The organism is Gordonia sp. UBA7860, from assembly GCF_002500165.1.
GTDB lineage: Bacteria > Actinomycetota > Actinomycetes > Mycobacteriales > Mycobacteriaceae > Gordonia > Gordonia sputi.
The window spans coordinates 9,962-28,878 of the sequence record NZ_DLSO01000125.1; the positions used below are offsets into that span (position 1 = coordinate 9,962).

Here is an 18,917-nt window from a genome sequence, read left to right on the forward strand (position 1 = left end):
GGACACACATTTAGGTGCGGCTCGCTGCCACCGCTGGTCGGGTGATCTCGACAAGCTCGATCAGCGGTTGGCGAGCAAGCCCGATCAGCGGTTGGCGATCAGCGGTTCGCGAGCAAGCCCGATCAGCGGTTGGCGAGCAGCGGTTGGCGATCAGCGGTGGGCGAGCAGGGCCCGATCAGCGACGGCCGACGACCGTCAGCTCCGCACGACCATCACGGGAGCGTTGGCCTCGCGCAGCACCTTCTGGCTCGTCGACCCCAGGAGCAGGCCGGTGAAGCCACCGCGACCGCGGCTGCCGACCACGATGAGCGACGCCTTGTCGCCTGCGGCGTCGAGCACGGCCTTGGCCGGGTCCTCGGGAATCACCTTGCGCTCGATCGTGACGTCGGGGAAGTCCGACGCAAAGCCCGCCAGCCGCTCTGCGAGCGCCTCGACGGCGTCCTGCGACATACGAGTGACCTCGTCGGGATCGATTCCGTAGCCGTGCAAGGCGTCGACGTCGAGTGGGGTCCAGGTGTGCACCGCGACGAGCGGCACGTTACGCAACGACGCCTGGCGGAACGCCTCCTTGATGGCGGCCACGCTCACCGGCGAGTCGTCGATGCCGACGACGACGGGTCCGTCGGCGTTGCCCTCGCCGTCGATCACGACGACGCGTCCGTGGTGGTGCGCAGCAACTGTGATGCTCACGGAGCCGAGGAAGAGTCCCTTGACGCTGCCGAGCTTGCGTGTTCCGACGACGATGAGTGCGGCGTCCTTGCCGAGTTCGAGCAGGACTCGGGCTGCGTCACCGTCGACGATCGACGTGTGGATGGTGATGTCTGGAGCAACTTCCTTCGCTGCGGCGGCAGCGCTCTGGACGGCGTCGGTGGCGTCCTGCCGAATCGCATCGATCACGTCCTGCGGGATGATGAGTCCCGGGGCGTAGTCGCTCGTGCTCGCGTCGTAGACCCCGACCAGCTTCAGGTCGAGGTGCTCGAGTTCTGCTTCCTTCGCCGCCCAACGGACTGCTGCCGTTGCCGCTTCAGAACCGTCGACGCCGACGAGAATCGCGTTCATCTGTTCTCCAACTCCTCACAACTGTCTGCTCAGTAACCCTCACCATCCATCGTGCCCGCCGACGGTTGCGAGGGCAATGGAAGAAAGTCCTGAAGGTGTCAGCAGAGCCTTCGGCGGTGATCGGCGGATGTACGGTGGATGAACCGCCGCCCATATCCGGAACAAACGGCACCTTCACCCGAACTGATTGGTGGTGACCCAAAATGACTGGGCCGCAAGACAATTTGCCCAGCGATCGAGATGGTCGGAACGAGGGCGAATCCACCGGCAGCCCATCACCGTCCGAGCCGAGTGAGTTCCGTCGCGCAATGACGTCAGTGGTGATCACGGTGCTTTTCACGGTCGCCATCGTGTTAGTCGCGGCCGCGTCGTCGGACGGCCTGCAAACGCTGTTGCTCGTCGTCGCCCCGATTGTCGTACTGATCGCAGCACTGTCGACAGCGGTACGCACGTACCGGGTCTGGCGCGCCGCCGGCCGCTGGCAGATCTGGCAGGGCGCAATGTGGTTCGAGTTCGCCTTCTTCGTCATCGTGCTGTTCGGCACGGCGCCGCTACTGCTGGCGGATTGATACTCGACACCAGGCGGCAGGACCCCTACCCCGCCACCGGGGCGTGGCGGCGGGCAGGCTGGTTGCGGCACAACCGGATTCGACGGTCCACCCGGATCGTGGGCTAGCGCGCGGGTCGGGTTGGCGCGCGGGTCGGCTGACGCGGTGGTCAGGTGACACAGCGGTCAGGCGGCGTCGGCCAAAGGCGGGTCGACGTCTCCGGGCGGATCGACGCCGCTGAGCCGGTTGGGGCCGCCGAGGCGGTCGAGGCCTGGTGGAGCCGGACCTGTTGGCGCGTCTGGGCCTGTGGGTGGCTCGGGGTCGGGTGGATCAGCGAGGTTCCATTGGATGTCGACGCGCGAGCTCAGGCGCAGGGTGTCGCCGGTGGGCATCGCGTCCGCCAGTGCGAGCTCGACGCCGGTGACCGTGTGGCGTGTCGTCTGCCGGCTCGCAGGTGGCGGTTCTTGTATCGAGGGTGGCGATGCCATCCAGGCGCCGACTGCGTCCGCGACGATCTCGGCATCGGCTGTACCTGGAGGCCGCGCGCCGATCTCGGTGTCGGCTGTGTCCGAGGCGAATTCGGCCCCAGCCGCTTCGGCGACAAACCCTGTACCCGCTGCGTCCGGGACGTTCTCGGCCGCAGCTATGTCTGCGATCGCGTCACCGGCGGCGCGTGCTGCGGCGGCGGCTTCGGTGCTGGTGTGTTCGGCGGTGAGGTAGTCGTGGAAGTCGGCTTTGACGTCAGCGACGCGGTTGATGCGTTCGGGATTGGCCGGCATGCCCGGTTTAGCGTTGAGCCGCCATGCAACACGTCCGGTATCAGGGCCCTCGGTGATCATGCGGGTGGTGAATTGGCCGGGTTTAGGACCAACCCTGCGGTTGTGCACATCACACGCCGGGACGAGTTGGTCGATGTCGGTCAACCCGCCGTCGGCCCAGTCCTTGGCGGCGTGATGCATCTGCACCCTGCTCGCGGGTTGGTTACAGCCGGGGGCGGAACACATCTTCCCGCCCGCCGAGGCGAACGATGCGAGTCGTTGCCCCAGCGTGGCGATCCGTTTCGACCGACCAAGGTAGAGAGGGATGCTGGTGTGTTCACCGAACACCGCCAAATACTGGCTCGCCCCGGCGGAGGCGGCCATCTCGATCACATCGCCGATCGGCAGCAGTGTTCCGGATGTGGTTTGTGCGATCCCGGCCTGTGCTTCGAGTTCGTGCAGGCTGGTGGTGACGATCACCTGGATCGGCAATCCCCGATGCGTGTTGCCCAACATCCCGGATTCGAGTACCTGCCCGAGGAGGGCGGAGAAGGCGTCGTGGTTGCGTTGGGCGGGTGAGCGTTGATCCCGCAGCGCCGCCGCCGCGACCTGCTCCGCATTCGCGGTGGTGATCGGACCGACAGGCGACTCGGGGTCGTCGGGGTTGTTCATGCCGGGTTTGGCCCACGAGTCGAGCACGGTGTCCAGCCGGGCTCGGGCGATCGGATCCAAATCAGCAGTCAACCGCGACATCAACTGCGCGTTTTGCCGGTTCACCCACAAGCGGCGTCGCCGTTTGCGGTCTTTCGGGTTGGTGAGTGTCCCATCCGGATCGAGATGCGCCAACAATCGTGAACCGAGGTTGGTGATTTCGGCGGGCGTGAACTGGACCGCGTAGCCGGCCATCTGTGCTTCGGCGGCAGCTTTCGTCTCGGCGGACACCTCACCGGGGATGGCCTCCAACACCTCGAGTACCGCGCGGACGTGTGCGCCGGCGACGCGTCCTTCCACGACGTAGCCGGCCAACGTCGGACAGGAGGGCGGGAGGCGGTCGCCGCAGATGGTGGTGAATGAACCGGTCGCCGCGATCACCCGATACCTAGCTGCGGGATCACCGATATGCAGACGCTGCCCCATGAAGTTGCGAATATCGCGGAACCCCAAACCGTGGGGCAGGTCGCGGTCGGACGCTTCCACAATCAAACGATCGGTGACCGCACCGGCCGTGCGCAACGCCAGGCGTTCGGCCTCGACGGTGGCTTCGACGAGAACGTCGTCGGACACCAACGACACATCCACGGCAGCCAACTCATCCAACACCGCTGCCAGGCGTGACAGCTTCTCCGCCACCACCGCATCCCCAGAACCCACCGCAGCAGCAGCCAAAACCGAAGGCGCGCCACCGCTTTCACTGCTGTTGCGTTTGCTGTTGCTGTTCACGTGCCGCCACCCCCGCCCCACGTCGTGTCGAATATGTGTTCTACACTACCCGGCAATGCGGACACTGTCGAGGAAAATCTCGAACACAGGATCGAATCTGTGGATGGCCGCCAACCCAGTGATCCGTGCCCAGGACCAGCCTCCTGGCGTGCCGCTCCCACTACGCCCTTCGCGTGTACAGCCGCCCTATACGCTCTACACTTCCCGCGGTGTCGACGACGCGCGTAGTGCTGGCCAACAGCTCGTGCGACACGCTCTCGATATCGATGACGATCAGCGGATAGTGTTGTCCGCCATGTCATTCCATGGTCGAGATCGCGTCGCTCGACATCGCGTTGATCGCGGTCGCGTCGTCGGACAGTTTGCAGACGCTACGGCTCATCGTCGTACTGATCGCAGCGCACCATCAATAGTGGTACGCACGTACCCGATCTGGCGTGCCGGCGACCGCTGGCAGATCCGGCCGGCGCAATGTAATTCGAGTTCACCTTGTGTCGTCGTGCTATCCAGCACGGCACCGCCACTGCGTCCTCTGCCGCTACTGCTACTGCTACTGCTACTGCTACTGCTACTGGCTCAGTGATACTCACGGCACCGGCCGGGGTGCGGTGTGGTCGGTCCACTGCGCGCCGTTCCAATAACGCACCAAAACCGCGTCGGCCGACTCCGGATACCAGCCGGGCGGCACAGACGGCGGCGGTGGGATGATCTCGATCGAAGCCGGTTCCGAAACTCGCGGCTCAGGAGCCGACGCAACCGCAGAAGCTGACGCAACGGCATGCGCTGGAGCGACGGCAGCAGGCGCAGCCAAGGTCTGTCTGGGTGCAGCGGCCTTCGCGACTACGATGGCATCGAGCTTTTCTCGAATTCGATCGACCACCGCGATACCGTCGCCCTTGACCACACTCTTGACCTCGAGGACCTTCTCCTGCGAGACGATCGTAATCTTCCCGAGCACCATTCCCGGCGACCAATTGATCGAAGTGATCGATGAAAAATCGGCCGCCTCGACCACGAGTTTGGTCCTGCTGTGGAAGGTGAATAAGACCCGGGAATCGGTGACGGTCAGGAGACCGGTGTGGAGCTCGTATAAGCCGGTACAGGCAACGTCAACCTTTTCGTCGATACCCAAGTGCGTGGTCAGGTAGGCGATCTCGACGTCAACCCCCGATTTCGTATCCATCGCCGCCTTCATCGCCGCGACGTCGGGACGCAGTGCACGATCGCTCGCAGTCGCCTTCTCTTCCTTCCACGCTTCTTTTCGCTGGTTGGCCTCAACCCTCTCGGCTTCTTTACGAACTCGATCGGCTTCTCTACGAACTCGATCCTCCTCGCTCTTCGCTTGGGTCTGCTGAGTCCTCGACTGCACCGGGGGCGTCGAGACGGCAGTCGGTTTGACGAAGCGTCGAGCCGAGTTCACGTCGTCAATAAAGGGTTGAATGTTCTTTCCCGCACTCAGGCCGAACGCATTCACATCCTGGTATCTATCTTTATCCCAGCCCACACGATCAGCCAGCACGAATCGAACCCACCCAATCGTGAGCGCTCGAGGTTCTTTGATCTCTATATCCCTGATCGCCCCGAGTGGGATAACCCACGGCGATGACATCTTCTTGTGCTTTGCGGTGCCAAAACCTCGGTGCGTGAGTGTGAGCGTTGCCGCGTCGGTGTCGAGCACCGCAGTGCAATCGGAGCCTTCATACGTTACGACCGACATCCGCATCCTCCTGGATCGATCCACATCCATCACCCGCGAGACGTCGTCGCCCCCGGCGTGCGCTCCGGTGCTGTCTCGGAGCGGTGTCGGAATCGTACATGTGCGGCATCGTCACCCCTCCACGACCACACCTATGACGACCGCCCCCGAATCCTATGCCCGCAGACCCGCGTACTTCCGCCGGAAACGTTCGACGCGTCCCTCGGTGTCGACGACCCGCGCGGTGCCGGTCCACAGCGGATGCGACGCGCTCGTGATGTCGACGACGATCAGCGGATAGTGTTGTCCGTCAGTCCATTCCACGGTCTCCGTCGACGTCGCGGTCGACCGGGTAAGGAATGGCGTGCCGGTCGCGGCGTCGCGGAAGACGACCGGGTGGTAGTCGGGATGGATGTCAGATTTCATGGGAGATCCCCTTTCTCGGAATCGTTGCGCTGTTGATCGGTGTCGAGGCCGTCTGTGATGGAGAGCAGCCCTGACCCGGGATGCGTGCTGTCGGCGCAGGGGTCCTCGTGCCGGGTGCCGAACGGGTCGTCGTACTCGCGCCAGGCATCCGGCCCCTCCGCCATTTCGACGTCGGTGAGCGTGGCGGCGTGCAATGCCTCGACAATCTCGGTGACGTCGGCGCGGTGCGCCAGGATCGTCAGCGCGTTGTGACGGTCACCGAAAGTCTCGTCCCACCGAAGCGCCGCCATCGCGAGACGAGTCTCCTCGACGTCGGAACGCTCGTCGGCCGACATCGCCGCGAGCCACTGCCCCGCTTCCTCGACCCGTAGCGCCCCGCCGGCGGACTCCAACCAGAACACGTCGTCGAATCGGGTGGCCAGCCACAGCCTCCCGCGAGAGCAGATCACGCCGTCGAGCAGATGGTCGAGGGCGTCGTGCAGGCGCGTCGGATGGAAGGGTCTGTCGCTCTCGAACACAGCCATCGACACGCCACATTCCGTGGTCAACGGTGGAGTTCCGCGCAGCAGCGGGTCATGCGGACCGAAGACAGCGCCGCGTCGGGCGGTCGGGCCGATCGCGCGCAGCAACTGAATCAGAATGCCCGGCCGGATGGGTCGTTGCGGCAACTCCATCACGATCGGAGCACCGGGCGCGAGGCGACGCAAGACCTCCATCAGCCGCGCCGACGACCATGCATCGCGAAACGCCGGGTCGGCGCCCGCGAGCACCAATGCGTCGGCGAAGGCGACCTGACCAACCGCCACCTGAGCCAGGGTGCGATCGTCGTCGGCCACAGCAGAATCCAACTCAGCAGACCACTCGACTAGCCCCGCCTCGCCGAGTGTGACGTCACCGCTCGCGGCGTCGAGCCACTCCATCTCCGACACGCACGCGATGGTCGCGTCGACGGCGACGTCGTACCCCGCGGGAGCGTCGACGAATCCCGGCATGTCCGAGCAGACGACATGCTCGATCGCCCAGCACAGCGCCTCGGGTTCGATGAGCGGATCGAGTTGCAGCACAATGCGTTCCACCGTTGATCGCTGATGGAGTCGACGCAGTAGCGGGAGCAGGTCGATCCGTAGCGTGCACGACACGCATCCGTGCTCGAGCGAGATCTCGCGAATGTCGGTGTGCTCGACGCCGTCGAGGTCGATCGTGCGTGTCGTGCGCAGCACCCGACCACTGGGTAGCGACGAGAGGTCGTGGTGGACCAGCGTGGTCCCAGCCATCGCGAGCGCGTCCGTGGTCCGCGCCACCGCGTCCCTGTCGAGCCCGGTGACCAGTGTCATCGGAGTGCGCGGTATCGACGGCCGGCGTCGTGCATCAGTTGGATCGGCCTGCACAGCCTCGCTCCTTCACGTCAGAATTATTGGCAACAATTTCCATTTAGCGTGTCGCCACGATAGCGTGGAATACCGCACTAACGCCAATCGTTTCCAACAAGGAGGTCGGGCCGTGGCAGCACGATGTCAGGTCACCGGGAGAACGCCGGGGTTCGGCAATCAGGTGTCGCACTCGCACCGAAGGACCTCACGCCGCTGGAACCCCAACATCCAACGACGCCGCTACTACCTGCCCAGCGAACGACGTTTCGTGACGCTCGACGTGAGCGCCAAGGGCATCAAGACCATCGACCACAAGGGCATCGAAGCCGTGGTCGCCCAGATTCGCGCACGAGGAGAGAAAGTCTGATGGCTCGCAACGAGATCCGACCCATAGTCAAACTCCGGTCGACGGCCGGAACCGGCTACACCTATGTCACCCGTAAGAACCGCCGCAATGATCCCGACCGCATGGTGATCCGCAAATACGACCCGATCGCCAAGCGTCACACCGAATTCCGTGAGGATCGCTGATGGCCAAGAAGTCCAAGATCATCCGCAACGAGCAGCGTCGTGAGACCGTTGCCCGCTTCGCCGAACGACGTTCGGCACTGAAGCGGACCATCGTCGACGCAGCCGCAACACCCGAACAGCGCGCACAGGCGCAGCGCGACCTGCAGGCGCTGCCCCGCAACGCGAGCCCGACGCGCATCCGCAACCGCGACGCCGTCGACGGCCGCCCGCGCGGCTACGTCGGCAAGGCAGGCGTGTCGCGCGTCCGCTTCCGCGAACTCGCCCATCGCGGCGAACTACCGGGCATCCACAAGTCGAGTTGGTGAGTACCGTCGAAGGTGTGGGCGCTCACAGCGTCCACACCTGCGGCCTACCACCCATTACCCACTACAGAGGACATCACCCATGGCGAAGCGAACACCGCGTCGGCCACGGCCAGGCGCCGACACCAAGCCCAAGCAGACGCGCAATCAGCTCAACGCGCTCAACATCACCGAAGTCGACTACAAGGACGTGAACCTGCTGCGCAAGTTCCTGTCCGACCGCGGCAAGATTCGCAGCCGACGCGTCACGGGACTGACCCCGCAGCAACAGCGCCAAGTGGCCACCGCCATCCGCAATGCGCGCGAAATGGCGTTGCTGCCCTTCGTTTCTCAGCGCTGACTCGTCGCCGCTGCGGAGTCTTCGGTTCCGGTTGCCCACAGGCGCGGTATCCGCGCGCCTGGGCAACCGCAACATTCAGCGAGTCACGATCCGCGCTGCATGTCGAGGCTGATCTCCTCGGCGTCGAGTTGCCCGAGCGCGCGGCTCAGAGCGGACGAACTGTAAGTCCCCTGACTGCGCAGCTTGAGCAGCTTCTTACGCTGAGCGGCGATGATCTCTCGACGCGTTCGTCGGATCTGCACGCGTTCTTCGAAGCTGAGGCCGTACGGCGTGCTCGCGCCGGCGGGGACCACACCGCTATTCGGATCGTCGGCCGAACCATCATCGGAATCGGTGACGGCGCCGGCCTCGGCGTCTTCCTCAGCCTCGCGGCTGACCTGTTCGAGTCGCGGTCGTAACCACGGGATCTGTCTGACCGTCTCGGACTCGGCCATCACCTTCTGGGCGGTCGCGTCGAGTTCTGCACGAAGCCGTCGACGTTCAGCGAGCATCGATTCGCTGTCGTCGCCGATCTTGAGCGTGCGGATCAACCAGGGAAGCGTGCCACCCTGGATCAGCAACGACGCCGCCGCGACCACGAATGCGACGAGAACCAGCAGCGGCCTGCTCGGCGTATCGTCCGGCAGCGTCTGAGCTGCGGCCACCGTCACCACGCCGCGCATTCCGGCCCACACCACGATCGCCGACTCCTTCGGGCCCAGCGGCGCTTCGGTGTAGTAGTCGATGTCGGCGAGGGTGCGCGTGATCCGCGAATTGATACGGGCCGCGGTGTCCGTGGAGACGGGCGGCATGTCGCCCGCCGCGAGTTTGGTGGCGTCGCGGTGGCGGCGTCGTCGAGAAGCCCTGCGCCACCACTGCCGACTCCGACGTTCCTGGTCGCGGTCGACGTCGTCGCTCGGCGTCACCGAGAAATCCGCGAGCATCGGGCGGAGCCGATCACCGCGTCGTCGCTTCCTGTCGAGCCACCACGCCAGCGGCACGACGTACAGGGCTCGCACGAGCAGCGCGACGCACAACACCGACAGCCCGATCCACACCGCGTTCGGCACGCCTTCGTGGTCGTTGTGGACGTCGGACATGAGGGTGAAGAGCTCGAGACCCATCAGCAGGAAGACCGCGCCCTCGGCGATCAGCTCGACGACGTGCCAGTTCTGCATGTCCGAGATGCGGTGCTGCGGCGTGAGATACCTGACCGCGCCCGCCCCGGTGATCAGGCCCGCGGTGACCGCGGCGACGAGACCCGACGCTCCGATCGCCTCCGCGGGCACGTACGCGATGTAGGGAACGGTGAACGAGATCGCCGTGTTGGCCGTGGCGTCGCGCATCCGCGACCGCACCCACAGGTTGGCGACGCCCACAGCTGCACCGATGGCCACCGCGCCCGCAACAGCGAAGACGAAGTTCAACGCCACGCCCCAGAACGAGATCGTGGCCGCGGTCGCCGCGACGGCAGCACGTAGGAGTACCAGCGCCGATGCGTCGTTGAGCATGCTCTCGCCCTCGAGGACCGCGACGACGCGCGACGGTACGCCCATCCGCTTGGCGATCGACGTCGCCACCGCGTCGGTCGGACTCACGATCGCACCCAACGCGACACCCGTCGCCAGCGAGATGTCAGGCACCACAAGCGTCAAGAACCACCCGACGACCACGGCACTGAGGATCACCAGCACCACCGACAGCGTGCTGATCGCGGTGAAGTCCCTGCGGAAGTCCATCGTCGGCATACCGATGGCCGCCGAATAGAGCAGCGGTGGAAGCACTCCGACCAGAATCCACTCGGGATCGACGTGGAAGGCGGGCACGAACGGCATGATGCCGATCACCGCGCCGACGAATACCAGGACAAGAGGTGCGGGAATCCGCAGGCGAGGGGCGATGTCGGTCACCAGCGCGATGAAGAGAACCGCCGCAACAACGATCAGCACCTTTTCCATCGCACCGGCCCCTTTCAGAGACTGTCGCCCGCCACTGAAGAACAATTCCACCGAAAACTGTGCCATTGACTGTTGACAACAATTTCGGTGCCACTTACCGTCGAAAGCCTACGGTGTGACACCCCACACTGTCGGCTGTGCTCACGCACCACTTGCATCTCGCGGAAGGCAATTCTCATGACGAAGGCACTGAGGTACGACCCCGACGAGACGGCGTCGAGCGACGCTGAGCACGGGCTTCCCCGCGCCGAATACGAGCAGGTCCTCGACGACCTCTCGTCGGCGTCGGTGCACCGAAACTTCGACCCCTACCTCGACATCGACTGGGACGCTGCGGACATGGCCGTCGTGCCCGACGATCCGCGCTGGGTGCTCAACTACGAGGTCGACCCCATCGGCCGCCACCCCTGGTATCAGGAACAGCCGCTCGACAAGCAGATCCGCATCGGCATGTGGCGACAGGCGAACGTCGCGAAGGTCGGGTTGCAGTTCGAGTCGATCCTGATCCGCGGCCTGATGCAATACAGCTTCAAATTGCCCAACGGCGCCAAGGAATTTCGCTACACCACGCACGAGTCGAAAGAGGAGTGCAACCACACGCTGATGTTCCAGGAGCTGGTCAACCGGATCGGCATGGACGTTCCGGGCGCCAAGCTCGGCTACCGACTGATCTCCCCCGTGGTGCCGCTGGTGTCGACGACGTTCCCCACCATCTTCTTCTTCGGCATCCTCGGCGGCGAGGAGCCCATCGACCATCTCCAAAAAGACTTCCTGCGCATGCGATCCGACCTCCACCCGGCGATGGCGGCCGTCATGCAGCTACACGTCGCCGAGGAAGCACGGCACATCTCGTTCGCGCATCATCACCTCCGCGAGAACGTCGCCCGCAAGGGCCGCTTCCAGCGTTTCGTGCTCTCGCTGATGTTTCCCCTGGCCATGCGCATCCTGCTCGGCGCGATAATGGTTCCGCCGCGTGGATTCAGGCGTGAATTCGACGTCCCGCGCGACGTCATGCGCGACATCTTCTGGCGCGCCGAGTCGTCGAAGCGTGTGCGCCGCAACGTATTCGGTGATGTGCGGATGCTCGCCGAGCAGTGCGGCCTGATGAATCCGGCCTCCCGCGCAATGTGGCGAGCACTCGGGATCTCGGGCCGTTCGTCACGGTTCCGCAGCGAACCGACCTACACCGCGGCCTGAGCCCGATCACTCAACCCCTGCCACTGAAAGAGTAACGGGCCCAACATGCCACATGTCGTGACCCAGTCGTGCTGCGGCGACGCCTCGTGCGTCTACGCGTGCCCGGTCAACTGCATCCACCCGACACCGGACGAGCCGGACTTCGCGACGTCGGAGATGCTCTACATCGATCCGACGACCTGCGTCGACTGCGGGGCATGCGTCAGTGCGTGCCCGGTGGGGGCGATCGTTCCGTCGCATCGAATCCCGTTGGGGCAGGAACGTTTTGCCGACATCAACGCACTCGCCTACGCGGCCGAAGGACAGCTAGGTCTCACCGACGCACGGTTCCCCGTCGACCCGGTGCAGCGGCTTCCACTCGCGCCGATCGAGCACCCGCGGGCACTCGATTTCGACGAGCCGGTGTCCGTGGGCATCGTCGGATCGGGGCCGTCGGCAATGTATGCGGCAGACGACCTGCTCCGCCACCGCTCCGTGTCGGTGACGATCTACGAACGTCTCCGACGCCCCTTCGGCCTCGCCCGCTACGGCGTCGCCCCGGATCACACCCGAACCCGCAAAGTCATCGACCTGTTCGACGACATCGCCCGCAATCCACGAGTCGAGATCCTCCTCGACACCGAGGTCGGCCGTGACATCACGCTCGACGACCTGCGCGCACGGCATCACGCCGTGATCTGGGCGGGAGGTGCGCCGACGGATCGTCGCCTCGAGATCGAGAACATCGACGCTCCCGGCGTCGGATCGGCCACGTCGTTCGTCGGTTGGTACAACGGCCATCCCGACTTCGCCTCGCTCGATCCCGACCTGTCGCACCGCAGTGCGGTCGTCGTCGGGAACGGCAACGTCGCACTCGACGTCGCGCGCATCCTCGTCGGTGGTGCGCAAAGACTGGCCAAGACGTCGATCGCCCCTCGTGCGCTTGCCGCGCTGGAGTCGTCGTCGATCGAGCAGGTCACGGTGCTCGGGCGTCGAGGTCCAGAGCATGCCGCCTTCACGTTGCCCGAACTCGTCGGCCTCGCCGACAACGGCGTGCGAGTGGTCACCGACCCCGCCGACTTCACAGACGTGCCCTTCGACGACCTCGACGCGGTGGCACGGGCCAAGCTCGAACTCCTCGCAGAACTGGCGACCGACGAGCCCGTCTCCGGTCGCCACATCCGCCTCGCGTTCCACCACACACCGCAGGCGGTGTCGGTCGACGGCTTCGGCGCCGCTGACGGACTCGTCGTCACGAACACAGGCGGCACCCACACGACGACGCTGCCCGCGGGACTGATTCTCACCTCAGTCGGGTACCGCGGTCGGCCTGTCCCCGGACTTCCATTCGACGCCGCGCGCGGCGTGATCCCGCACGACCAAGGACGCGTCGTCGACGAGGGTCGTCGTGTGCCGGGGATGTACGTGACCGGGTGGATCAAGCGCGGGCCGTCGGGCTTCATCGGCACCAACAAGACAGACTCCGGCGAGACCGTCGCTTCGCTGCTGGCCGATCTCGAAGCGGGCCGATTGCCGAAGCCGACGCAGCGACCGACGCTCCGACGACCGCGGGGGTCACGTGCAACGCTCGTCCGAGCCGGCCGCTGATCGGTAGATTTGCGGGCATGAGCCCTTCAAAGCCGACTCAACAAGCCGAATACGACCGCACGACGACCGAGGCAAACCTGCCGCTGCTCGCGACGGAAATGCGCCTCGGACTCCGCGAGTACGTCAAAGACGAGGGGCTAGAACTTGACGATCAGTCCCCCGCGTGGGTCACCCGCAGTTCGCAGTCGGTGAAGCCAGGTCCGCTGGCTCCACAGAGCCCAGAACTCGACACCGCCGACACCGATTTCGGGACGCTCGTCGTGCTGACGCCCGCGCATCTGATCGTCGAGGTCGTCGGGTCGAGCAAGGGCGTGGTCGTGACGTCGGTGCCATTTGCGCAGGCCACGCTGTCGCCGACGGACGCGTTGTCGACCGATCCTTCCGAACGCGGGTTCACGGTGTCCGGCTTCGACGACGCCGGGCCGCTAGGCAACACCTGTCACATCGGGCTCGGGCCGGAGTCGGAAGCCGACGACTGTTTTGCCGCTGTGCGCTCCGCAATTTTCAGTGCCGCCGGTATCTGAATCGACGCAATGTCACAATTCGGTTTCCTACGTTCGAATGACACCGCATGAGCGTCGCATAGACATGCGCTCACGAGTATCGTCATCCCGCGACGGGGGTGGCCTTGGGGATGAACAACACACTTTCACGGTTTGCTTATATCGATGCAGCGCGCTCGACAGCTCAGAACTTCGTCGACCTCGTGTGCAGCATCGACAACCCAGACGTGTCGCTGGGAAGGCGGTCGAAGTGGACCATCGCAGAGTGTGTCGGACACGTCGCCAGCGAGCCCTCCCGCTACCTTGACCTGGCATGTGGCGCCACAGCGTGGCCGAGCCGCCCATCTGATCTCAAGGACATCTACGCAAAGCAGATCGCGAATCTGACCACCCGTGACGTGCACAAGCTCGCGGCAAGGCTTGTCGACGACCTCGACGAATTGTTGGATGTGGTCGGCCACTTCGGTGCGCGGGTGCCCGTTATGCCCGTCGAGGGTGATTGCCGCGGAGTCCGCGCCGACTCCGCACTGGGCATTCTGATCGGGAAGATGACCGTGCACGGCCACGACATCGCGCGAACGGTCGGTGCCCACTGGGAACTCGATCCCGGTGTCGCACCGCTGGTCGCACGCGGGCGACACCAACTGTTGCCCTGCTGGATCGATCATCTCGGCGAGGCGTCACCCGACGCCACGTTCGAGATCCGATTTCGCGGGACCGACGAGCGCTTCGTGTACCAGTTCGCCGACGGTCACCTCGAGATCAATCCCGACGAGCACGCCGATCCCGATCTCTACGTGAGCGTCAAACCGGCTGCGGGCGTGTTGATCGGCTACGGCCGCATGTCTCCGATACGTGCGCTACTGACAGGACGAGCCATGGCCTGGGGTCCCAGTCCATGGCTCGCTACCCATCTTGTCAAGCGGTTCGCGCCGCTTGATGCCTGACGCGACCGCCGCCGCGCTGCTGTCCACGACTCTGCGTGTTCGAGCCCTGCTGACCACGCGACTGCCCGCCGTGCGACTGACCGCCGCGCGCCTGGCCTGAGCCACGCTGGCTCGAGCTGCCCTGCCCGGAACTGCGCTGGCTCGATCCGCGTTGGCCCGAACCGCGCGAGCTCTGCGCGTCGCGGGGTCCGCCGCTGCGGCGTCGTGCACCGTTGGCGCCGCCGCGACCACGTCCACCGCCAGTTCCCTGGCGGGACTGTCCGGCCGGGCGGGCAGGCTCCGGTGTCGGCTCGACTCGCTCGGCGCGTGCGCCGACGAGAGCGTCGACCTCTGCCGAGCTCGGGCGCACCCGAACCGGCTTGACCTTGATCGCAGCCTTGCCGAGCAGGCCGGCAACGTCGCGACGCTGATCCGGCAGGCACAGCGTGACGACGTCGCCCGCGTTGCCCGCACGCGCGGTGCGGCCGGAGCGGTGGAGGTACGCCTTGTGCTCGGCGGGCGGGTCGACGTGGACGACGAGCTCGATGGCATCGACGTGCACACCGCGCGCGGCGACGTCGGTCGCTACGAGCACGCGCACGCCGCCTTCACCGAACGCCTTCAGGTTCCGATCACGTTGCGGCTGAGACAGATTGCCGTGCAGGTCGACGGCGGGGATGCCGTCGGAGGTGAGCTTCTTGGCGAGCTTGCGCGCCTGATGCTTGGTGCGTGTGAAGAGGATTCGACGTCCCGTTCCCGATGCGAGCTCGGCGACCATGGCGTTCTTGTCGGCGTGCTCGATCTCGAAGACGTGGTGCGTCATGGCCTCGACGGGCGAGGTGGCCTCGTCGACGGAGTGCATCGTCGGATTGTCGAGGAAGCGCTTGGCCAGCTTGTCGACGCCGCGGTCGAGAGTGGCCGAGAAGAGCATCCGCTGTCCGTCGGCAGGCGTTGCGGCCAGGATGCGGGTGACTCCGGGGAGGAAGCCCAGGTCGGCCATGTGGTCGGCCTCGTCGAGCACGGTGATCTCGATGCCGTCGAGCGTGAGCAGGCGCTGGTTGAGGAGGTCCTCCAGGCGGCCCGGGCACGCGATGACGATGTCGGCGCCCTTGTCGAGCGCGGCGACCTGGCGCGACTGCGCGACGCCGCCGAAGATCGTCGTCGTCACGAGCCCGAGCGCCTTCGCGACCGGCTCCATCGTGGCGTTGATCTGGTTGGCGAGCTCGCGCGTCGGGCACAGCACGAGCGCGCGGGGCCGGCGCGGGTGGCGCGACGACTTCGCCCACGACAGGCGGGCGACGGTGGGCAGCGAGAACGCGAGCGTCTTGCCGGAGCCGGTGCGGCCGCGGCCGAGGACGTCACGGCCCTTCAGCGAGTCGGGCAGCGTGGCGGTCTGGATGGGGAACGGGGAGTCGATGCCCTGGCGCGAGAGCTCGCGCACGACAGGGATGGGCAGGCCGAAGTCGGCAAAGGAAGTCACAGGTGATGGGCCTCTCGGGGCTCAAGGTCGGGGTCCGCCGCACGCAATCCGGGGGGATCTCCACGACGCCGGGCGCGCGGGATCGCGCTGCCCTCGAACGTCCAGTGTCTCATGCCCGACGACGGGCGGCCGGGTGAGGTGCGTCTCGGCACCCTCGACCACAGGGCCCTGTGGTGGAATGTCGCGCGTGCACGCCCTGGCGAACGCCCTCACCGTCCTGCCCGCCCTCCCCCGAGGCGGGGTCGCGGGAGCGTCCGACGACGCCTCCACCGCGGGCGGTGACGTCGCCGCGTGCGTGGGGGACGTCGTCGGGCAGGTGTGGGACGCCGCGACGACGCCCGTCCCTCCCCCGGCGGCCGCCGTGGTCGTCGCGATGGGCGTCCTCGCGCTCGTCGTCGTGCTCGTCACGCCCGTGTGGCGCGTGGCCCGGCACGTCGTGACCATCGCGCACGAGGCGTCGCACGCGATCGCGGCCCTGCTGACGGGCCGTCGGCTCGCGGGCATCCGCCTGCACTCCGACACCTCGGGGCTCACGGTGTCGTCCGGCCGCCCGCGCGGGTTCGGCATGGTCCTCACGGCGTTCCTGGGGTACGTCGGCCCCGGCCTCATCGGCCTGGGCGCCGCCGCGCTGCTCCGCCAGGGGTACGCCGTCGGGCTGCTGTGGCTGCTCGTCATGCTGCTCGCCCTCATGCTGCTGCAGATCCGCAACTGGTTCGGACTCTGGTCCGTGCTCGTCACCGGCGCCGCGCTCGTCGGGGTGTCCTGGTGGGCGACGCCGCCCGTGCAGAGCGCCGTCGCGTACGCCGTGACGTGGTTCCTGCTGCTGGGCGCCGTGCGGCCGGTGCTGGAGCTTCAGTCCGAGCGGTCGCGCGGACGGGCGAGCACCTCCGACGCCGACATCCTCGCGCGCCTCACGCGCCTGCCCGGCCTGTTCTGGGTCGGGGTGTTCCTCGTCGTGACGGTCGGCGCCGCCGTGCTCGGCGCGTCGTGGATCGTCGGGCCTGCCGCCTGACCCTCGCGCACCGGTCGAGCGGCCCTCGCAGGCCGGTCGAGACACGACGACGGGCCGCCCGCCGGAGCGAGCGGCCCGTCGTGGGACCGAGGACGCGCCTGGAGGAGGAGGACGCGTCGTCGAGATGGTCCGGCGCGAGCGCCGGGAACGTCCCGTCAGCCCTGCGGCGTGAGGACGAACGCCGGTCCCTGCGCGTTCGGGTCCGTGTCGAGCGTGAGGTTCGCGAGGGTCGGGGCCGTGGCGGACTCCACGAACACCTTCGCCTCGCCGTTCTCCACGACCGTGTCGTCGGGCTGCGGGGCGGGGACGAGCGCGAGCTCGAAGCTGCCCGCCTGGTCCGCCGACTCGGCGATCCGCAGACCGCCTCCCTCGGGGACGCCGGCCTGGGTCTGCAGGTCGTGGACAGCGGTACGGGCGTTGTCGGTCAGGGTAAGCACGAGAGCTCCTCTCGTCGCCGGGCGGAACCTGCGGGACACGTCCGTGCGGCCCACGCCTGGCCGGCGTGACCTGCCGTCGGTGCACCCTCCCGCGGGCTCCTCGGTCTTCTCCACCGAAACAAGAACCGGCGACCGTCGCAAGCGAAACGCCCGGTTCTCACCGAATTTCTCACGGAGCAAGACCGCGGGTGACACGTCGCGGAGCGCCGCGTAGGGTGCGCGCCCGCCGGGGGTCGCGGTCTGAGATCGGCACCCGCTACCGGGGTCGGCACGTACTGCCGCGTTCGGCACGTTCTGCCGCGTTCGGCACGTTCTGCCGCGTTCGGCAGGTTCTGCCGCGTTCGGCAGTCGCACGTGCCGATCTGGGTCGGGACTGCCGAACTCGGTCGGGACTGCCGAACTCGGTCGGGACTGCCGACGGCAGGGCGCGGGTAGCCTGTGCGTGGACGCCACCGGCGTCCAGGGCCTCTAGCTCAATCGGCAGAGCTGCGGACTTTTAATCCGTAGGTTGTGGGTTCGAACCCCACGGGGCCCACTCTCTGACCTGCAAGAACGCAGGGCACTCCTCCCCTGCTCTGGCCCTTGCGTTGCAGATGCGTTGCAACTCTGCGCCGCAAGCGCCCCTCTCCCCCACCACATGACGCCTCGCGCGGCACCTGCCGCCGCGTGCGGCGCGTCGACCCCGACGGCGTCGACGCGCCGCACGCGCCGCGCGAGGTCCACCAACTCGAGGTCGCCCGCGACCCCGTAGGCCCATAACAGAACGGCCCCGACCGGTGCTGGAACACCGAGCGGGGCCTGACCACCACCAGAGGAACGGACCCTCCGAGATGGCTCTCGCTCACGCTAGCAGCACCCTTCCCGTAGCGCCGGTGGCGCCCGACCCGACGACGTCCGCGCGCCGCCACGTGAACGCGTGGCGCGACGCGGTGTGGACGTCGACCCTCTCCGCAACGGACAAGCTCGTCGCCCTCGCCTACGCCGACCACGCGTCCACCGGGCCGCTGCGGGTGTGGGTCGCGGCCGAGCGCCTGCAGGCCCGCACCAGCCTGGGCAGGACGGCCACGACGGCCGCCGTGCGGCGCCTGCGCGACGCCGGGTGGCTCACCCTCACCAGCGCCGGCGTGCGCGGCTCCACGGCCCGCTACGCGCTCACCGTGCCTGGTGCCATGGCCGAGCACGGCGACCAGGCCGACGACGTCGACGTCGTCGAACACCAGGAGCACGAGCCGCGAGCGCCGCGGCGGGTGTCGGCTCGCGACGGACTCGTGTCGCCTCGCGACGAAAGGGTGTCGCGAGGTGTGCCGGATCCCCTGTCCTATCCCCTGCCCCATCCCCCCACCAGGTCGCTCGCCGTCGTCGAGGACG

At 66.7% G+C, this 18,917-nt stretch carries 19 protein-coding genes and 1 tRNA gene; 12 read left to right on the forward strand and 8 right to left on the reverse strand.

The genetic code is table 11. From position 1 onward, the window contains the following. Nucleotides 1–195: 195 nt before the first annotated feature. The gene (locus tag B3T59_RS15530) at nt 196–1,059 is read right to left on the reverse strand and encodes a universal stress protein (protein ID WP_064903084.1); all 864 of its coding nucleotides are present in this window, start codon (nt 1,057–1,059) and stop codon (nt 196–198) included. A gap of 308 nt (nt 1,060–1,367) precedes the next feature. Between B3T59_RS15530 and B3T59_RS15535 the strand changes: the two genes are divergently transcribed. Next, nucleotides 1,368–1,628: a hypothetical protein gene (locus tag B3T59_RS15535; RefSeq protein ID WP_210734464.1), complete on the forward strand. Its 261-nt coding sequence runs from the start codon at nt 1,368–1,370 to the stop codon at nt 1,626–1,628. A 164-nt stretch (nt 1,629–1,792) separates the two neighbouring features. Here B3T59_RS15535 and B3T59_RS15540 read toward each other — a convergent pair whose 3' ends face one another. The 4 genes from B3T59_RS15540 to mrf form a co-directional block, all read right to left on the reverse strand. Then, on the reverse strand, nt 1,793–3,805 hold the full coding sequence (locus tag B3T59_RS15540) for a DUF222 domain-containing protein (protein ID WP_005202555.1): 2,013 nt from the start codon (nt 3,803–3,805) through the stop codon (nt 1,793–1,795). Between the two features lie 586 nt (nt 3,806–4,391). Next, the gene (locus B3T59_RS15545) at nt 4,392–5,483 is read right to left on the reverse strand and encodes a DUF2510 domain-containing protein (protein WP_287004185.1); all 1,092 of its coding nucleotides are present in this window, start codon (nt 5,481–5,483) and stop codon (nt 4,392–4,394) included. A gap of 192 nt (nt 5,484–5,675) precedes the next feature. Beyond that, nucleotides 5,676–5,927 (reverse strand): type B 50S ribosomal protein L31, encoded by a 252-nt coding sequence (locus B3T59_RS15550; protein ID WP_005202553.1) that lies wholly within the window; start codon nt 5,925–5,927, stop codon nt 5,676–5,678. Beyond that, nucleotides 5,924–7,261, reverse strand: a complete 1,338-nt coding sequence (gene mrf / locus B3T59_RS15555) for a ribosome hibernation factor-recruiting GTPase MRF (protein ID WP_005202552.1) — start codon at nt 7,259–7,261, stop codon at nt 5,924–5,926. Before mrf ends, B3T59_RS15550 begins: the two co-directional genes overlap by 4 nt. 166 nt (nt 7,262–7,427) lie before the next feature. Here mrf and rpmB point away from each other — a divergent pair, with 166 nt between their 5' ends. The 4 genes from rpmB (at nt 7,428) to rpsR (ending at nt 8,470) form a co-directional block, all read left to right on the forward strand. Next, nucleotides 7,428–7,664, forward strand: a complete 237-nt coding sequence (rpmB, locus tag B3T59_RS15560; protein ID WP_005202545.1) for a 50S ribosomal protein L28 — start codon at nt 7,428–7,430, stop codon at nt 7,662–7,664. Beyond that, nucleotides 7,664–7,828, forward strand: a complete 165-nt coding sequence (gene rpmG, locus B3T59_RS15565; protein WP_005179659.1) for a 50S ribosomal protein L33 — start codon at nt 7,664–7,666, stop codon at nt 7,826–7,828. The genes rpmB and rpmG overlap by 1 nt, the downstream gene beginning before the upstream one ends. Beyond that, the gene (rpsN, locus tag B3T59_RS15570; protein WP_005202543.1) at nt 7,828–8,133 is read left to right on the forward strand and encodes a 30S ribosomal protein S14; all 306 of its coding nucleotides are present in this window, start codon (nt 7,828–7,830) and stop codon (nt 8,131–8,133) included. The genes rpmG and rpsN overlap by 1 nt, the downstream gene beginning before the upstream one ends. Nucleotides 8,134–8,212: 79 nt before the next feature. Continuing rightward, complete coding sequence (gene rpsR, locus B3T59_RS15575; protein ID WP_005202542.1) at nt 8,213–8,470, forward strand: 30S ribosomal protein S18; 258 nt, start codon at nt 8,213–8,215, stop codon at nt 8,468–8,470. Nucleotides 8,471–8,553: 83 nt separating this feature from the next. Here rpsR and B3T59_RS15580 read toward each other — a convergent pair whose 3' ends face one another. After that, nucleotides 8,554–10,407 carry a cation:proton antiporter gene (locus B3T59_RS15580; RefSeq protein ID WP_005202540.1) on the reverse strand — a complete coding sequence of 618 codons (1,854 nt, stop codon included), beginning with the start codon at nt 10,405–10,407 and terminating at the stop codon, nt 8,554–8,556. Between the two features lie 177 nt (nt 10,408–10,584). Here B3T59_RS15580 and B3T59_RS15585 point away from each other — a divergent pair, with 177 nt between their 5' ends. The 4 genes from B3T59_RS15585 (at nt 10,585) to B3T59_RS15600 (ending at nt 14,641) form a co-directional block, all read left to right on the forward strand. After that, on the forward strand, nt 10,585–11,604 hold the full coding sequence (locus tag B3T59_RS15585) for an AurF N-oxygenase family protein (protein WP_267625864.1): 1,020 nt from the start codon (nt 10,585–10,587) through the stop codon (nt 11,602–11,604). A gap of 45 nt (nt 11,605–11,649) precedes the next feature. After that, nucleotides 11,650–13,191, forward strand: coding sequence for a 4Fe-4S binding protein (locus tag B3T59_RS15590; RefSeq protein ID WP_287004186.1), 1,542 nt, complete (start codon nt 11,650–11,652; stop codon nt 13,189–13,191). A 17-nt stretch (nt 13,192–13,208) separates the two neighbouring features. Further along, nucleotides 13,209–13,715: a hypothetical protein gene (locus B3T59_RS15595; RefSeq protein ID WP_287004187.1), complete on the forward strand. Its 507-nt coding sequence runs from the start codon at nt 13,209–13,211 to the stop codon at nt 13,713–13,715. 110 nt (nt 13,716–13,825) lie between these two features. Then, nucleotides 13,826–14,641 carry a maleylpyruvate isomerase N-terminal domain-containing protein gene (locus tag B3T59_RS15600; protein ID WP_287004188.1) on the forward strand — a complete coding sequence of 272 codons (816 nt, stop codon included), beginning with the start codon at nt 13,826–13,828 and terminating at the stop codon, nt 14,639–14,641. Here the strand turns inward: B3T59_RS15600 and B3T59_RS15605 are convergent. Continuing rightward, the gene (locus B3T59_RS15605; protein WP_287004189.1) at nt 14,613–16,100 is read right to left on the reverse strand and encodes a DEAD/DEAH box helicase; all 1,488 of its coding nucleotides are present in this window, start codon (nt 16,098–16,100) and stop codon (nt 14,613–14,615) included. The genes B3T59_RS15600 and B3T59_RS15605 overlap by 29 nt on opposite strands. Nucleotides 16,101–16,473: 373 nt before the next feature. Here B3T59_RS15605 and B3T59_RS15610 point away from each other — a divergent pair, with 373 nt between their 5' ends. Continuing rightward, nucleotides 16,474–17,112, forward strand: a complete 639-nt coding sequence (locus B3T59_RS15610; protein WP_414652102.1) for a M50 family metallopeptidase — start codon at nt 16,474–16,476, stop codon at nt 17,110–17,112. A 155-nt stretch (nt 17,113–17,267) separates the two neighbouring features. Here B3T59_RS15610 and B3T59_RS15615 read toward each other — a convergent pair whose 3' ends face one another. Then, nucleotides 17,268–17,549 (reverse strand): HesB/IscA family protein, encoded by a 282-nt coding sequence (locus tag B3T59_RS15615; RefSeq protein ID WP_021479822.1) that lies wholly within the window; start codon nt 17,547–17,549, stop codon nt 17,268–17,270. Nucleotides 17,550–18,011: 462 nt separating this feature from the next. Between B3T59_RS15615 and B3T59_RS15620 the strand changes: the two genes are divergently transcribed. Beyond that, nucleotides 18,012–18,084 (forward strand) — tRNA-Lys (locus B3T59_RS15620). Between the two features lie 295 nt (nt 18,085–18,379). Beyond that, nucleotides 18,380–18,917, forward strand: a 538-nt coding sequence (locus B3T59_RS15625) for a hypothetical protein (protein ID WP_287004193.1), incomplete at its 3' end; no start/stop codon positions are given.

What these genes read in the sequence shown, in the direction of transcription:
- B3T59_RS15530 (WP_064903084.1), bottom strand. Translation starts at nt 1,059, where the DNA reads ATGAACGCGATTCTCGTCGGCGTCGACGGTTCTGAAGCGGCAACGGCA.
- B3T59_RS15535 (WP_210734464.1), top strand. Translation starts at nt 1,368, where the DNA reads ATGACGTCAGTGGTGATCACGGTGCTTTTCACGGTCGCCATCGTGTTA.
- B3T59_RS15550 (WP_005202553.1), bottom strand. Translation starts at nt 5,927, where the DNA reads ATGAAATCTGACATCCATCCCGACTACCACCCGGTCGTCTTCCGCGAC.
- mrf (WP_005202552.1), bottom strand. Translation starts at nt 7,261, where the DNA reads ATGACACTGGTCACCGGGCTCGACAGGGACGCGGTGGCGCGGACCACG.
- rpmG (WP_005179659.1), top strand. Translation starts at nt 7,664, where the DNA reads ATGGCTCGCAACGAGATCCGACCCATAGTCAAACTCCGGTCGACGGCC.
- rpsN (WP_005202543.1), top strand. Translation starts at nt 7,828, where the DNA reads ATGGCCAAGAAGTCCAAGATCATCCGCAACGAGCAGCGTCGTGAGACC.
- rpsR (WP_005202542.1), top strand. Translation starts at nt 8,213, where the DNA reads ATGGCGAAGCGAACACCGCGTCGGCCACGGCCAGGCGCCGACACCAAG.
- B3T59_RS15580 (WP_005202540.1), bottom strand. Translation starts at nt 10,407, where the DNA reads ATGGAAAAGGTGCTGATCGTTGTTGCGGCGGTTCTCTTCATCGCGCTG.
- B3T59_RS15585 (WP_267625864.1), top strand. Translation starts at nt 10,585, where the DNA reads ATGACGAAGGCACTGAGGTACGACCCCGACGAGACGGCGTCGAGCGAC.
- B3T59_RS15590 (WP_287004186.1), top strand. Translation starts at nt 11,650, where the DNA reads ATGCCACATGTCGTGACCCAGTCGTGCTGCGGCGACGCCTCGTGCGTC.
- B3T59_RS15595 (WP_287004187.1), top strand. Translation starts at nt 13,209, where the DNA reads ATGAGCCCTTCAAAGCCGACTCAACAAGCCGAATACGACCGCACGACG.
- B3T59_RS15600 (WP_287004188.1), top strand. Translation starts at nt 13,826, where the DNA reads ATGAACAACACACTTTCACGGTTTGCTTATATCGATGCAGCGCGCTCG.
- B3T59_RS15610 (WP_414652102.1), top strand. Translation starts at nt 16,474, where the DNA reads ATGGGCGTCCTCGCGCTCGTCGTCGTGCTCGTCACGCCCGTGTGGCGC.